The following is a 17,351-nucleotide window of genomic DNA, read 5'->3' on the forward strand; positions in this document are numbered from 1 at the left end:
GGCGGTACTCGCATGAAAGTTCTTGTTACCGGAGGGGCGGGCTTCATCGGTTCACACCTGGTCGAGCGACTTCTCGCCACCGGGCATCAAGTATGGACGCTCGACGACCTTTCAAACGGACGTCCCGATTTTTTAGAGCATGTGAAACTGAACAAGCATCACCACCTGGTCGTCGATTCGGTCATGAACCGCGCTGTGCTCAAAAAACTACTGCAACGCTGCGATGCTGTTTTTCATCTGGCTGCCACATTGGGCGTAAAGAATACGGTCGAAAATCCGCTGAAAATTATCGAGGGGAACATCGATGGAACACGAAACGTGCTGGAACTCGCCTATCAAAATAACGTCAAAGTAATCTTCGCTTCCACATCTGAAGTGTACGGCAAAAATGAGAAACTGCCGTTCCGCGAAGATTCGGATCGCGTGTTAGGCGCCACCTCGGTCAACCGCTGGTGTTACTCGACCGCAAAAGCGTTGGACGAACACATCTGTTTCGCCTACGCAGACAAAGGGTTGCCCGTCACGGTCGTGCGGTATTTTAACACGTATGGGCCACGGCAGACCGCCTCACAGTACGGGCAGGTAGTTCCGCGCTTTATCGTCGCCGCGCTCTCCGATCAGCAGATCGAAGTGTACGGCGATGGAACGCAGTACAGATGCTTTACTTATGTGGATGATACTGTGGCAGGAACGATCGCCGCCCTTTCTAAGCAGGCGAACGGAAAGGCGTTCAATATCGGCTCCTCTGTTCCGATCTCAATTGAAGACCTAGCGAAGATGGTCGTGCGTCTGACCGGCTCTTCCTCGCAGATTGTGAAAGTTCCCTATGAGCAGGTCTATGGGCGAGGCTATGAAGACATGATGGCAAGAACTCCCGATCTGATGAATGCTCAATCGATCCTCGGCTACGCTCCAAGCGTTTCTTTGGACGACGGCTTGCAGAGGACGATTGATTGGTATCGCGGTGGCGAATAACGATCGAGGTGATCCTATGAAAGCTGTTGTCACCGGCGGTGCAGGGCTGATCGGTTCTCATCTGGTCGACCAATTGATCGCGCTAGGATTTGACGTTCATGTGATCGACAACCTATCGACCGGTGACCTTGCTAACGTGCATCCGAAAGCTACGCTGCACCAGCTCGATATCCGAAGCCAAGAGGCTAAGAATGTGATCAAAAAAGAGCGGCCGGCCGTCGTTTTTCACCAAGCAGCGCAAGTTGTGGTACAATGCTCGATCCGCGATCCTAAGCATGACGCAAGCGTCAACATCTTGGGCACGATCAACATGCTCGAAGCTTGTTGCGAAGCGTCCGTTCAAGCGTTTGTCTATGCTTCCTCCTGTGCGGTCTATGGAGACTTGCACGCAGGGGTGATCACCGAAGAGGACCCTGTCAACCCAATCTCTTTCTATGGAGCTTCAAAACTAGCTCCCGAGTTGTACATCCGGGTCTTTCACCAGATGTACGGTCTTCCCTACACGATCCTGCGGTATGCAAACGTCTACGGGCCGAGGCAAACACCGCACAGCGAAGGTGGTGTTGTGGCGATCTTCTTAGATCGAATCAGGCGTGGGCTGCCGCTCCTGATTCACGGGGATGGTGAGCAGACTCGGGACTTTGTCTATGTAAAAGATGCGGTTCGCGCGAACATCGCCGCCATGTACCGCAATCAAAATCGGGTGATACAAGTCGGCACAGCCACTGCAACATCGATCAATCAATTGGTGGCGATGTTGCGATACATCCACTGCTCGGAGATCAAAGTGACCTATGAGCCGGAGCGTCCTGGCGATATCAAACACAGCTGCCTCGATTATTCGCAGAATCGAAGGCAACTGCTGTGGAGTCCACAGTACGACCTGTTACAGGGTCTCACCGAGACGTATTCTTCCGTCATGAAACGCGTGTGACAAAGCGATTGCACAAGCTCCCCCCAACGGGGAGTTTTTTTATTCGAACGGATCGTTGTACAGGTTGAAAATCACCCGGAAATATAAAAATCGCTCGATCCGATCGGATCGAGCGACCTTCTTCGCGCACGATCTCTAAACATCACCACGCGGCAGAAGCGCGCGCAAGGGATCTGGCACAGTCTGCCGAAACTCATTCGGCTTGATCATTCGCAAGATGATCGCCGCTTGCAAAGGATCGCGTTCAATCATCCGCAAAGCCGTTTCTGGCTCAGCGAAAAATTCGAGCGTTCGCGACATCACCTCGGTGCTGCCATCATCGTATACTTTTGCCGAATAGAGTCCGGTCGCTGGCATTTGAGCGTTAAAAGCGGCTTCATCCTGCAACTTCGGATTGTGCGGATAGATCGAAATGAGCTGGTTGCCTTGATGGCGCATCCGCAGGAGTTCTTGAATGTCCAACCACTCCTCGACAGGCAGAAAGAACTCGATCTGATGTCCAAACTCATGGACGATCGTCGCAATATCGTCGAGCGCAGACAGGCGAACTCGATTATCGTCTCGGTTGGCGTTCGCGCGAAACGGAGTGATCTGCTGTCTTCTGATTCCGCGCAATTTCTCCATGAAGGTTTGCGGCAGATCGACCACCTCATCTGGGTTGACCTGAATGTTTGGCACCCTCCCCGTCGGAGGCAGTTTGTCCCGATCGACCATGCTGGCCAACCGTGACAGCGCCTGTTGCACCCGATTGATCAACTCGAATGTGATCGAAGCCCCTGGAAGCTGATCGAATCCGTTGAGCAGATGAACGCCTTGGGCATCACCACCTTGCGACAAGGTTCCATCCAACATGCTTTTGACGATCGGCATCTCTTTTAACGCGACGATCATCTCCGCTCGCTGTTCTGCTGGAAGCTCCATCAGAGCGGGACGAGGGTTGTTCGTCAGATAATCGGTCGCCGCTTTGTTCAACTGGTCACCGCCTGGCGTGGTTTGCTGGACCATGTTCAGCAGCTCCGGATTGGAGTTGAAATTGGGATCTGTATATATCGCCCGTTGCGCGCGATGCCAAAACGGATCGATGATGCTGTCGATTTCTGGCACCAGCTGATCGATCAGGTTAAGGCGCGCCGCATCGGGGAGCGCCATATTGGCGACCATCGCCTTAAATGTGTTGCAATCATAGTCCGAATTGTCCTCTTTCAACTGCTCTTTGATCGCGTTTTTAACAATGACATCGATCGGATAATTTTGCTGTGGGTCGATGAGCGTCGACATCACCATTTCGTTATCGATCAGTCCGGTCATATATTGTACGATCAACGGCTCGCCGATTCCCGCTTCTTTCGACATTTGATTGAGTCGTTTTTCCAGCTGCGATTCGATCGTCGGCGGCGCATCTCCTGGCTTCGCGCACTGGATCGGAGCAGCGGAGGAGGTGCGAGCCCGACTTCGCTGCATCTGTCCTGCCATCAGCTTTAGCACCGATCGATTGCCGACCGATTGTTGCAGTTGCATAACCTTTTGTGCGGCAGTCAGCGTCGAGGAATGCGAAAGCTTTTTTCGTTGTGCAGTTGCCGATCCGGGCAATTTCTGTCGAGACCAATCGTTCTGCTTGTTCTCCAATTTCACCCTTCCCATCCTCCTTTTCACTTCTATCATAACATCATCGGGAAGTAATTTTTATAGAAAGAAATAAATTAAAAGGCGACACAGACTTGATCATTCGATCCATGCGCGCTGATCGATGCGAACATCGACGTGCAGGATCTGCTGACAAGTTGGTGTCGCCACTTTTCACCGTTTCTTTGCGAGAGCGCCTCAGCTCACGTTTTAGAAAAGGTCGTCCAGTTCGGTCAGGTTGATTTGAGAAAGGCGAAGGTCGGCGTTCGCTGAAAATTGCAGCAACACCTGTTCATACTCGGCGAGCAGGTGATCGACCGTTTCAGCGGTAAATCGCTTCGTGTTGTACGAGGTGACGAGGCACAAACGATCCCCCTGTTCAAACGCTTCGATGTGCAGATCAAATGCGACGGACGGATCGTCAGCAAACCCTGCAGTGAGCAGATCCGATTCGGCTGTCCTCCTCTCATGATCGAGCTTGAGCTCCTTAAGCAGTTGCTCGCGGGTGATGAAGCGAATCGTCATCCCTGGCACAAGCTCTGTCGCCTCCAGATGCGCATTTTGCCCGACGAAGACCACATTGTATAGATCTTCCGCTTCGCTCCCATCGCGCTCTGCCCGCAACTCTTTCAAAATCAGGTCGAACGGATAGTCTTGGTTGGCATAGGCGCCATACGCGGTTTCCTTCACTCGTTCTACCACCTGACGCCCAGTCGGATTGTCAGAGAGATCGGTGCGCATGACCAGCGGGTTGACCATCAGGCCGAGGACGCTTTCCAAGTCGGGATGATTGCGTCCCGCATTCGGCGAGCAGATCGTGATCACATTTTGTCCAGCCAGCAGCGACAACCAGATTTTCAACCCTGCCAGCAGTGAGAGATAGAGCGTCGTCCCCTGCTCAGCCGCCAAAGCTCGCAACTGCCCAAGCAAGTTTGGCGACAAGTCTGTCTGGCGGACGATCATGCGTTCCGGGCGTGGTGCAGGTTCGATGAAGTCGTAAGGAAGTGCCGGTGCGCTGATCTCTCGTTGCAAATTCTGTTGCCAGTAGAGTTTCTGATCCTCCCAATCGCCTGTTGCCAGCCGTTCGTGCTGCCAAACTGCATATTCGCCATACTGCACAGCAGGCGGGAGAGCAGAGCTGTCCTCCCCCGCTCGCAACGCGCGATACAAAGCGGCCAGATCGCTTAAAAAGATGGTGATCGACCAGCCATCATAGGCGATCGGATGGATGTTGCAGAGGAACACATGTCGGTCATCCGCCAACTTGTACAGACGAGCGCGGAAAAAAGTATCGGTCAGCAGGTCGAACGCTCTGCCCTGCTCCTGTTGCAGATCTTTTAAAAGCAGATCGGCTCGCTCATGCACAGCGAGCGGCGCAAGGTCGACCAGCCGAATCGTCTCCTTCGGGGATGGATAAACGATCTGCACAACATCGCCGCCTGCTCGTTCCGCAAGCGTCGTTCGCATGATGCTGTGGCGAACGGTGAGCTCGCGGTAGGCGGACATGAAGATCGTTTCGTCGAGCGCCCCATCCAGCAAGTGCAGATTGATCACGCCGAGCGAGCTGTTGGCCTGATCGAATTGATACTGAAACCAATAGCGCTGTTGAGCGTGAGAAAGTGGAAACACACGGCGATCTGGATCGCGCGAAATGGCAGATTGCTTGGTTGTCTGCGATGCTGTCGAATCGAACGTTTCGATGCTGGCAGCCAGTTCAGCGATCGTTGGCGATTCGAACAGATTGCGCAGCGGCAGGGAGAGTCCGAGCTCGCGATTGATGCGCGAAACGATCCGCGTGGCAGACAGTGAATGACCGCCCAAGTCGAAGAAGTTGTCGCGCGCACCCACCTGCTCCACACCGAGAATCTCCTGCCAGATTGCGGCGATCGCAAGCTCTGAGCGTCCAGAAGGCGCGAGGAACGCCGCTTCCAGATCGGGACGCTCTTCGCCAGGATCGGGGAGCTGTTTGCGATCGACTTTGCCGCTGGCCGTCAGCGGCAGGAGCTCCAGCTGCACAAAGCGCCACGGCACCATGTAGCTGGGCAGGCGCTCGCTCAGATAGGCGCGCAACTGCTCATTTGACACCTGTTCCGCATCTGGTCGCAACAGATAGTAAGCCACAAGTTGGTCACCATCCGCCCGTTTGAACGACGTGACCACCGCCTGTTGCAAGGCGGGATGCCCGGCGAGAACCGCCTCAACCTCACCTAATTCCACGCGCTGCCCTCTCACTTTTACCTGATCGTCACGGCGACCGAAAAATAGCAGTCTGCCATCGCGACGAAAAGCGCCTCGATCCCCCGTCTTGTACAGCCGCTCGCCTGGCACAAACGGGTTGGGCAGAAAAGATTCTGCTGTCCGCTCCGGATCGCCCAGATAGCCGGTCGCAAGCCCCAGCCCGCCGAGATACAAATCCCCCGCCACGCCGATCGGAACCGGTTGCATGTGCGAATCGAGAACATAACATCTGTTATTGTCAATTGGCTGGCCGATCGAGACGACCTCTGCCGCCTGCTCATCATCTGCTGTGCATGTGTGAATCGTCGAATCGATCGATGCTTCTGTCGCCCCCCACGTGTTGTGCAAGCGACACCCTACCTTTTCGCGAAAGCTGCGCACCAGATCGGAGCGAAGCGCCTCCCCCGAGGAACCCACATGGCGCAGCTGGCTCAGTCCTGCGCGATCTTCCTCAGTCACGCAGTCGACAAAAAGCGTGAGCATGCTCGGGACGAAGGTGAGAAAAACAGCCTGATAGCAGATCGCAGCGTCGATGATCGCTCGCGGGTCTTTGTGCAGTTCCGGTTCCAGCAGGGCGATGCGACCGCCGACGATCAGGGGCCAGAAGATCTCGCACGCCGCATCATCAAATGTTAACGTGGTTTTCTGCAAGACGGTCTCCCCTGGCTGCAATCGATACTGCTTTTGCATCCAGACCATGCGGTTCACCCATCCGCGCTGCGTCGAGCAGACACCTTTTGGCCTGCCTGTCGAGCCTGATGTGTAGTAGATCGAGATCAGGTGCTCCGGACGAATGACCATCTCTGGGCGAGAAGTGGGGTACAGATCGAAAGCGCCCCTCCCCCCATCCAGCTCGATCGATGTCACGACTTCTGCTGGCAGTTTCGCTCGCAAGGCGCGCTGAGTGAGGCAGACGTTCACAGCGGCGTCATTCAGCACCTGGGCGACCCTCGCCGGCGGAGCTTCTGTGTCGAGTGGCAGAAACGCACCGCCCGCTTTCAGGATCGCCACCAACCCGACGACCAGTTCGAGCGAGCGCTCCATGCAGATGCCGACCGGCACGTCTGGCCCGACTCCGAGGCTGCGCAGATGATGGGCCAACTGGTTAGCCCTGCGCTCAAGTTCCGCATAGCTCATCTCCTGATCGCCAAAGATGGCGGCCACGCCATGCGGCGTACGATCGACCTGCTCTTCGAACAGCTGGTGCAGACAGCGATCTGGGATCGGGACGTCCGTCAGGTTCCACGCAAAGAGCAACTGATGGCGTTCCTGTTCGTTCAACAGCGGCAGTTGACCGATCGGCCGCATCGGTTCAGCGACCCCCGCTGCTACTAAATTGACATAGTGCTCACAGAGTCGCTCGATCGTCTCCCGATCAAACAGGTCGGTGTTGTACTCCAGATGGATGCGCAGAAGCTCTCCTTCTTCGGCAACCGTAAGCGTCAGATCAAATTTGGACGTGCGTTGATCGACGCGCATGGGCTGGACGGTCAGATCCTGCAGCTCCCACCGCTCATCGGCAGCATTTTGCATGGCGAACATCACTTGGAACAAGGGAGAGAGGCTGACATGTCGCTCCGGCTGCAGCTCGTCGACCAGGCGTTCGAAAGGCAGATCCGCATGATCAAACGCACTCAATGCGCTCTCCCGCACTCTCTCAAGCAGCTCGCGAAAAGACGGTTGGCCAGCGAGATCGGTCCGTAGCACCAGCGTGTTGACAAAAAAGCCGACCAACCCTTCGATCTCCGCGCGATTGCGCCCGGCGATCGGCGATCCGACCAGAATGTCTTCTAAGCCGGTGTAGCGAGAGAGCAACGCTTTGTAGGCGGTGAGCAACGTCATGAACAGGGTGCTCCCCTCCTCGCTGCAAAACGTTCTGATCTTTCGGGAGAGCTCAACACTCAACTCTCTGCGGTGGACAGCCCCGCGGTACGTTCTTCGACTCGGACGGGGGCGATCTGCAGGCACTTGCAAGATCGGCAGTTTGCCGCCCAATCGCCCTTGCCAATAGCTGAGCTGTTTTGCTAAGCGATCGCCCTGCAACCAGTTCTGCTGCCAGACTGCATAGTCGGCATATTGAATCGCCGGCTCAGCGAGCGGAGAGGAATGTCCGAGCGAATAGGCCCGATACAGCGCAGACAGTTCGGACGCGATCACGCCGATCGACCAACCATCGGAGACGATATGGTGCATGTTCAGCTGTAGGACATGCTCTTGCTCGGCAAGGCGGATGAGCAGCGCTCGCACCAACGGCCCCTGCTGCAGTTGGAACGCCCGACATGACTCTTCCTGAAGCGTTCGCATCAGCACATCCGCTCTCTCTTCCGTTGCAAGGTGCTCTAGCGATCGAGGGGTAACTGTCAACACCAGTTCCTCAGCGGGCAAGATCACCTGAGCCGGCTCTCCCAACTCCTGAACAAAGATGGTGCGGAGCGCCTCATGGCGCCGAACGATCTCTTGCAAACTCCGCTCAAGCGCCAATCGATCCAGTTTTCCCGCGATCGCAAGCGCAATCGGTATGTTGTACACCGCTTCCCCCGGTTCATACTGATCCAAAAACCACAGCCGCCGCTGAGCAAACGAGAGCGGCAAACTGCCAGCTCTTAAAACGGAGAGCAGTTGCAACTCGTCCGTCCCAGCCCGTTCGCTGCGCCGATCTGCGATCTGTCGCACCACTTCGGCAGCGGTCGACTCTGCAAAAAACTCCTGCAATGACAGATCGACCCCAAACGCTGCTCGAATTCTGGAAATCGCTCGCGTCGCCAACAGCGAATGACCGCCAAGCTCGAAGAAATTGTCGTAGATCCCCACTTCCGATCTGTGCAGCAGCTCCGCGTACAGCTTGACGACCCACTCTTCTTCTCGATTGCGCGGAGCGATCGACAGCTGGGAGCTGCGAGGTTCCAGCTCGGGAAGCGCGCGCAGATCCACCTTGCCGTTCTGCGTCAGGGGCAGTGTGGCGAGTGGAATGATGGCGTACGGCATCATGTAGTCGGGCAGCGCTTTTTTCAGCTCCTTGCGCACCTTCCGTTCTTCCAATCGCTCCTGCGCCAGAGGAACCACATAGGCGACCAACCGTTTCTCGCCTTCCTCAAACTCGCGCACGGTGACCACCGCTTCAGACACCGACCGGCAGGCGCGCAACTTTGCTTCCACCTCGCCGATTTCAACTCGAAAGCCGCGAATTTTGACCTGTTGATCTGACCTGCCGAGAAATTCGATGCGCCCATCGGGGAGATAGCGCACCAGATCGCCCGTTTTGTACAGCTTCGCATCTGGTCGGTCGGAGAATGGGTGCTCGATAAATTTTTCTGCTGTCAGCTCCGGCCGATTCAGGTATCCGCGCGCCAAGCCTGCTCCGCCGATATACAGCTCACCAGACACACCGATCGGCACAGGTTGCAAGTTGCGATCCAACACGTAGACCTGACTGTTGGCGATCGGTCTGCCGATCGACACGGTCGCACCGAGGAGCGATCGTTCGGAGATCGTTTCACAGCAGGTGAAGGTCGTGTTTTCTGTCGGGCCGTATCCGTTGATCAGCTTGAGGCTCGGCAGTCGCTTTAAGACGGTCTGCACATGTGACAGGGAGAGCACATCGCCGCCCGCCAGCAGTTGGCGCACCTGTCGCAGCTGGGGAAGCTGCATCTCCACCATCTGATGGAACAGCCCAGCTGTCAGCCACAGGGTGGTCACCTCTTGTTCGATCAACAGGTGACCGAGCTCCTGAAGGCTGATTCGACCAGGCGGACTCAGCACCAAGCGAGCTCCGTTCAGCAGGCTGCCCCAGATCTCAAAGGTGGCCGCATCAAACGAGATCGACGCGTTTTGCAAAAATACTTCGTCAGCAGAAAAGTTGACATAATCGGTCCCTTTGACCAACCTCACCACCGCGCGGTGCGGCACAGCGACCCCTTTGGGACGTCCGGTCGAGCCTGATGTGTAGATGACATAGGCGAGGTGATCGGGTGTCGTCACAGTCGGTGGCGGCGTCGTGCTCTCCTGCTCAAGCTGCGCCCACTCCGAATCGAGACAGAACAGCTCGACTTGAAGTTCGGACAAGCGATCTGCCAGGTGGTGCTGAGTCAACAGGAGGGAGATCGAAGCGTCCGCCACCATCAACGAGAGCCGCTCTTGCGGATAGTCAGGATCGAGCGGCAGATAAGCGCCTCCCGCCTTCAAGATGCCCAAGAGGCAGACGATCATCTCAAACGAGCGCTCCACACAGATGCCAACCAGGCGGTCAGGAACAACCCCGCGTCGCTTCAGGTGATGCGCCAGTCGATTCGCCCGGCGGTCCAGCTCCCCATAGGTGATCGACCGCCCTTCACTGATCAATGCCACCGCATCTGGGGCAAAAGCTGCCTGCTCCTCGAACAGCTGGTGAACGCACAGGTGGCGAGGATAGGCGGTCTCGGTGCGATTCCACTCGACCAGCACCCGCCGCATTTCTGCTGCACTGATCACCGGCAGTTCTGACAGGTGTCGTGCTGGCTGTTCGGCGATCCCTTGAAGCAGAATCAGAAAATGATCGATCATGCGCTCGATCGTCTCTGCTTCAAACAGGTCGGTGTTAAAATCGAAGCGCCCGATCAGCTCTCCGTCCGCTTCGATCATCGCCACAGACAGGTCGTATTTTGCCGTCTCCGTCTGCACAGCCAATCGGGAGACGACCAGGTCTGCCAGCTCCAACTCCCAAGTGGAGAGCAGTTGGAAGGTGGTCTGAAACAAAGGCGAATGGCTGCTCGAACGTTCCGGCTGCAACTCCTCGACCAACCGTTCAAACGGCACATCCTGATGCTCGAAGGCGGAGAGCGCAGTTTCGCGAACGCGGTGCAAAAGCTGTGCGAAGGTCGGATCGCCCGCTAGGTCGGTGCGCATGACCAGCGTGTTGACCAAAAATCCGATCATGCCCTCCACTTCTGGACGGTTGCGTCCGGCGATCGGCGATCCGACCAGGAGATCTTCCTGCCCGGTGTAACGATAGAGGAGCGTCAGATAGGCTGCCAGCAGCGTCATGTAGAGCGTCGCCCCATTTTGTTGTCCGACCTTGCGCAGATTGGCGGTCAGCGTGCTCGGGAGCGACCGCATGCAAAATGATCCTCTGTACGTCTGGACGGCCGGGCGAGCATGGTCGAGCGGCAGTCGCAGCAACGGCAACTCGCCCGCTAGCTGATCTCTCCAATAGCTGATTTGCTGCTCGATTATCTCCCCTTGCAACCATCCCCGCTGGGCGATCGCAAAGTCGGCATACTGGACGGGCAGCGCGGGGAGCTGGGGGAGTTTTTGTTGAGCAAACGATGCGTAGAGCGCCGCCAGCTCTCTTGCCAACACTCCGTATGACCATCCGTCGGTGATGATATGATGCAAGTTCAACAGCAGAACATGCTCATCGTTTTCCACTTGCCAGAGCGTAAAGCGGAACAGCGGACCTTTCGAAAGCTGGAAGGGACGCTGTGCTTCCGTTTGGACCGCTTCGATCAGCTCCTCCGCACCGGCAGACCTGAAGTCGAGCAGGTCGGGCTGAGGGTCGAGAATCACCTGCTGCACACGATCCTCCCGTTCGACAAACACGGTGCGCAACGCCTCATGTCGACGCACCAACTCCGCCAAGCTTTGCGCAAGCGCATCCCGGTTCAGCGTTCCTTTGATCTGCCAAGCGACTGGGAAGTTGTATGCCGCGCTCCCTGCAAGCAGCTGTTCCAAGATCCACAAGCGCTCCTGTGCAACGGAGAGGGGCAATTCTGCATCTCGGGGTACAGCTGCGATCGGCGGTAATGATCGCATGCCCTGCGCCTGTCCGAGCTTGCGGACGAGCCCTGACAACCTTGCCACCGTCTGCTCTGCAAACAGCGCCCGAAACGGAACCTCAACACCGAAGGCTGCCTGAAGTCGAGACGCCACTCGGATGGCGAGCAAAGAGTGCCCGCCCAGTTCAAAAAAGTTGTCGAATACCCCGATCTGTTCCCTACCCAACTGTTCGGCGACAATGCTTGCGATCTGCAGTTCGAGATTGTCGCGCGGCGCTTGATCCTTCACCTGCGCTGACGTGCGATCATCCGGCTCTGGCAAGGCGCGGCGATCGAGCTTGCCATTGGGTGTCAGCGGCAGTTCATCCAAAAAGCAAAAGGTGGCCGGCACCATATAATCGGGCAATTTTGCCAACAGGTCGTCTCGCAACTCGGACGGACTCATCATTGCACCCGCACGCGGCACCACATAGCCGATCAAGCGTGCGCTCTGCTCCGACTCGCCTTTTACTGCGACTGCTGCCCGCAGAACTCGCTCATTTTGATGAAGCTGTGCCTCGATCTCCTCCAGCTCGATGCGAAGCCCGCGCAACTTGATCTGCTGATCGAGCCGCCCCAAATACTGCAAGTTCCCATCTGCTAAGAAGCGTGCGCGATCTCCCGTCCTATACAGCCGCCCACCATCCGCTTGAAAAGGATGGGGGACAAACCGTTCGGCCGTCAGCTCTGTTCGCTCGTGATAGCCGCGCGCTACGCCGCTGCCGCCGATGTAGAGCTCCCCAGGAACTCCGATCGGCATCGGACGCATCTGCTCATCGAGCACAAACGCTTGCGTTCCTCGAATCGGGCGACCAATCGTTGGGCTTCCCGCACACTGTGCTTCGACACGGCAACAGGTCGACCAGATCGTCGTCTCAGTCGGACCGTACAGATTCCAGAGTTCAGCACCTGTTGCGGTCAGCCGCTCGGCCAAGTCATACGGCAGAGCTTCACCACCGCAGAGCATTTTCACCCGCCGCTGATTCTGCCAGCCTGCGTCCAGCAGCAACCGCCATGTCACCGGGGTCGCCTGCATGATCGTGACATTCGTGCGTTCGATCAATTCGACCAGCCGCGCTCCGCTCGTCACAGCATCCCGGTCGGCCAGCACAACTTTCGCTCCGTTCACAAGCGGCAAAAACAGCTCCAGAGCGGCGATGTCGAACGACAGGCTGGTCACCGCAAGCAGAGCATCTCGCGCCGAGAGTCCCGGCTCCCGCTGCATGCTCGCCAAGGCGTTCACCAGATTGCGGTGCTCGATCTCCACCCCTTTCGGCCGTCCGGTCGATCCGGATGTGTAGATCAGATAGGCAAGCTGACCGGAAGACATCGCAATGCCAAGATTTTCCTCGCTCGCTTCTGCGGTGGTATGATCTTCTCCGTCCAGTTGGACGATCCGCCCCGGCCAGCTCGGGAACAGATGGGAACCGTTCCCCGCTGTCAACAGGATGGAGACTTGCGCATCTGTTGTCATAAACGACAGGCGCTCCTGCGGATAGTCTGGATCGAGCGGCAGATAGGCACCTCCCGCTTTTAGAATGCCGAGCAGTCCGACGATCATCGAAAGGGAGCGGTCGACGCAGATGCCCACTCGCTCTTCTCGCTTGACGCCGAGCGCGCGCAGCCGATGTGCCAAGCGGTTCGCACGTCTGTTTAGCTCGCGATAGGTCACTTCCTCCTCTCTACAGACCACAGCGATCGCGTTGGGCGAGCGATCCGCTTGCTCCTCGAACAGCCGATGCAGGCAAGCATCCGCCGCTTCCACCCTGCCCCCATCGTGCCAGACGGTCAGCAACCGCTCTTCCTCAGCAGCAGGCAGCATGTTTACTCGGTCGAGCAGCTGATCGGGACGTTCGATGATGCTCGCCAACAGCGTTCGATAATGCCCGACCATCCTCCGAATTGTCTCCTCATCAAACAGATCGGAGCTGTATTCCCAGATCAGGGTGAGGCCGTTCCCTTCCCCATCGCCGATCCGTCCCTGCTGATGGGGCACGCCGACCACGTTTAGGTCAAATTTTGCCGATCCGTTGTTGAGCGCTTCTTTGACTTGGACGTCCAGATCGGGAAGATCTAAGGCGGGCATCGCAGAGTCGTGAAACGAGAACATGACCTGAAGCAACGGATTGCGGCTCATCTCCCGCACCGGATTGATCGCTTCCACCACTTTGTCAAACGGCAGGTCTTCATGGGAAAACGCTTCAACCGCCGTCGTGCGAACAAGCTTGAGCAGGCGGTGAAACGTCATCTCGCCTGTCAGCTCCGCGCGGAGCACCACGTTGTTGACGATCATGCCGATCAGACCTTCTGTGTCCCTCAGCCTTCTGTTGGCCACCGCGGAGCCGACCAGCATGTCTGTCTGCCCCGTATAGCGGTAGAGCAACAGGTAGAAGGCGGCCAGCAGGGTGAGATAGAGCGTGGCTCCTTCCCGTTTCCCAATTTCGGTGATCTGCGTGCAGAGCTCCGCTTCCAGCTCGACGCGCACCGCATCTCCTCGATAGCTCGGCGTGACCGGTCGCGGGCGATCGCTGGGCAGCTCAAGCACCGGCTGACATCCGCTCAATTTTTGTTTCCAATAGCTCAATTGCTCCGCTGCCTGCTCGCTCTCCAGCCATTTGCGCTGCCAGCTGGCGAAGTCGGCAAACTGGATGGTCATCTCGGCGAGACGTGAAGGTTGCCCCTGCACATAAGCGGTGTACAGTTCGGCAAATTCCCGCAGAAAGACATTAAAAGACCAACCGTCATGCACAAAATGATGTTCGATCTGCAACAGGATGTGCTCGTCCGAACGAACCTGATAGAGCACCCAGCGCACCAGAGGAAGTTGGGTGATCGTGAACGGGCGCCGCATCTCCGCACCCATCAGTCGCTCTAGGTGCCCTTCTCGCTCGGGCTCTGCTGCTGTGAGCAGGCTGACGAGCGGCACTTGCACGGCAAACGGCTGGTGAATCTGCTGCACAGGATGACCGTCGATCTCCTGAAAGCTGGTGCGAAACATCTCGTGACGTTCCACCATCGCAGTCAACGCATGCTCCAGAGCGGCATGATCGAGAGTGCCGCGAAACCGTATCACCGCCTGCGCTGCATAGGCGAGGTTGTCCGGATTTATCTTGTGAACGAACCAGACCCGCTCTTGAGCAAAGGAGACGGGGAGCGCTTCCGCTCGCGGCGCTTTTCCGATCGACTCTGCGCTCCTCAGCTTGCCGTCGCTTTGAAGCCGCTCCAGCTCGCCTGCAAGCTGTGCGACGGTCGGAAAGGCGAACAGCTGTTGGATCGAGATGTCCACTCCGATCTGTTCCTGCACGCGCGCAAGAATCTGCATGGCCATCAGCGAATGCCCGCCCAGATCGAAGAACGAGTCGTCGATCCCCACCGCCGAGACTTTCATCACGTTCTGCCAGATCGAGACGAGCGATTCTTCAAGCGGTGTTCGTGGCGCTACATGATCAGCTCCCCGCAGGAGATGAAGGTCGCTCGGTGCGGGGAGCGCTTGGCGATCCACTTTTCCATTCGCAGTCAGCGGCAGCCGGTCGAGCAGGACGAATGCGGAAGGCACCATAAACTCGGGCAGATGCTCGCACAAGAATTGGCGCAGATCGCTCGCTTTCAAACATTCTGCGCCTTCATGCACCCCCACATAGGCGATCAACTTCTGCACTCCCGCCTCATCTTCGTCGGCGATCAGCACCGCCTCCCGCACCGACTCCTGCAGCAGCAGAACCTGTTCGATTTCCCCGAGCTCGATGCGGAATCCCCTGAGCTTGACCTGATGATCGATCCGTCCGAGGAACTCAACATTTCCATCAGAGCGCCAGCGCACCAGATCTCCCGTGCGGTACAACCGTCTTCCCGCCTGTTTTGCAAACGGATCGGGCACAAACCGTTCTTCTGTCAGCTGTTCGCGATGCAGATATCCACGCGCCACCCCGGCGCCGCCGATGTACAATTCGCCCGGCAGGCCGATCGGCACCGGATGCATCCGCTCATCCAGCACGTACAGCTGCACGTTGTCGAGCGGACGACCGATCGTCACTCGCGCGCACCCTTCCCGATAGGTGGCGGTCGAGGCGCAGATGGTCGCCTCTGTCGGGCCGTACCCATTGACAAACGTTCGCCCGCGCGACCAACGCGCTGCCAGTTCGATCGAACAGCTCTCCCCCGCCGATACGACGGTGTGCAGATGGGGAAACTCATCTGGCAACAGCGAGAGGACAGACGGTGGCAAGGTGACGTTGGTGATCTGCTGGTCGCGCAAGAGCGCGATCAACTCAGGGCCTGGTAAAAGCGACTCCCGCCGGGCGAGCACGAGCGTCCCTCCGGCTGCCAGCGCGTTGCTGATCTCGTTGGTCGCCGCATCAAAGCTGAACGAGGCAAACTGTAGCACCCGACTGTCCGCACCGATCTGAAACGATTTCACCGTCGTTCGAATCGTATTGCAAAGACCGCGATGGGTGAGCATCACACCTTTGGGGCGACCTGTCGAACCTGACGTATAGATCACGTAGGCCAAGCTGTCCCCGGTCGTCTGCACGGGTAAGTTCGCTTCGCTCTCCCGCTCGATGTCTACCCATCGCCGCTCCCAACAGATCGTGTTCGCATGATTCGGCAGCCGTTCCAGCAGATGCTCTTGGGTCAACAGCACCTGCGCCTTCGAATCGTCCAACATGTAGCGCAGCCGCTCGATCGGATAGGCAGGGTCGAGCGGGACATAGGCGCCGCCCGCCTTCCAGACGCCGATCATCGCGACGATCATCTCAAGTGACCGCTCGATGCAGATGCCGACCAAAACGTCTGGGCCGACGCCGAAGCGCTGCAAAAAGCGAGCCGTCTGGTTGGCTCGATCGTTCAGCTCCGCATAGGTCAGACTCTCCCCGGCAAATTCGACTGCCACCTGCTCTGGCCGCTGGGCAACGGCCGCTTCAAACAGCTGGTGTGCAGCCTGATGATCAACCTGCGCAAGGTCTGCTTCATAGGGCTGGGACATGCCGCTCCAAACTTCCAGCAGCTGCTTCCGCTCCTCCGCTCGCAGCATCGGCAGATCGCCCATCCGGCGTGCGCCCTGTCGGCAGGAGTTTGCGAGCAGTTGCTGAAAATGGCCGCTCATCCGTTCGATCGTCTGCCGATCGAACAGCTCCGATCGATACACCCAGATCAGTTCGATCTCCGCCTCCCGCTCGTTGACGAGAAGTGCGAGCTCCGGCTGTTGATCTGTTGTCAACTGCATCAGCTCAGGCGAAGGAGAGCTTGCTTTCTGATCGCGGGCTGTCGACTGCTGCCAAGCAAACATGATAGGTAGGCGTTCTTCTCCTTGCTCGGCCGCATCCTGAACAGCATGGGCCACCCGCTCAAACAGCTCTGCAACGGTTGTTTCGCCAGATAGATGGCACAGCAACTTGCGGTGCTTTCCGTCCAGATTCACCCCAACTGTCAAGTCACGACGCCCCGTATATCGATAGATCAACATCTGATAGACGGCTGCGAACAGAACGGAGGTTGGTATGCGCTCACGCTTGCTTACAAACTGTAGATCCTCTCGGACAGTCTTGGCGAGGGTTTCGCTCACGACCGATGTGCCAGACTTTTGTCGTTCAGCCATCGGCCGATCGACCGGCAAGTCAATATAAGGGGTTAACATTTGTTTTTTCATCACCGACACTCCTCAAGAGCAGATGTTCAATCGATTCTATTAATAATTTTATATAAAAATCATAATAACAACAACGATATAATATTAAAGATGTGAATGCACTTCGATGCGAATCGACCGAAAACAAAAGAAAGCACCCAATCTG

General features: G+C 57.1%; 4 protein-coding genes. 2 read left to right on the top strand and 2 right to left on the bottom strand.

The annotated features are described in order from the left end of the window. The first annotated feature begins 12 nt into the window (after positions 1-12). Both ACFSOY_RS00875 and ACFSOY_RS00880 read left to right on the top strand, forming a co-directional pair. Entirely contained in the window at positions 13-975 is a 963-nt protein-coding gene (locus ACFSOY_RS00875) for an NAD-dependent epimerase/dehydratase family protein (RefSeq protein WP_386043405.1), read from the top strand. Between the two features lie 16 nt (positions 976-991). Next, positions 992-1,909, top strand: a complete 918-nt coding sequence (locus ACFSOY_RS00880; protein ID WP_386043407.1) for an NAD-dependent epimerase/dehydratase family protein — start codon at positions 992-994, stop codon at positions 1,907-1,909. A gap of 135 nt (positions 1,910-2,044) precedes the next feature. Here the strand turns inward: ACFSOY_RS00880 and ACFSOY_RS00885 are convergent, their stop codons facing one another. Together ACFSOY_RS00885 and ACFSOY_RS00890 are read right to left on the bottom strand one after the other, a co-directional pair. After that, positions 2,045-3,541: a hypothetical protein gene (locus ACFSOY_RS00885; RefSeq protein WP_386043409.1), complete on the bottom strand. Its 1,497-nt coding sequence runs from the start codon at positions 3,539-3,541 to the stop codon at positions 2,045-2,047. 201 nt (positions 3,542-3,742) lie between these two features. Beyond that, positions 3,743-17,206, bottom strand: coding sequence for a non-ribosomal peptide synthetase (locus ACFSOY_RS00890; protein WP_386043411.1), 13,464 nt, complete (start codon positions 17,204-17,206; stop codon positions 3,743-3,745). Between the last annotated feature and the right edge of the window lie 145 nt (positions 17,207-17,351).

Source organism: Tumebacillus lipolyticus, assembly GCF_042682745.1.
Lineage (GTDB): Bacteria > Bacillota > Bacilli > Tumebacillales > Tumebacillaceae > Tumebacillus_A > Tumebacillus_A lipolyticus.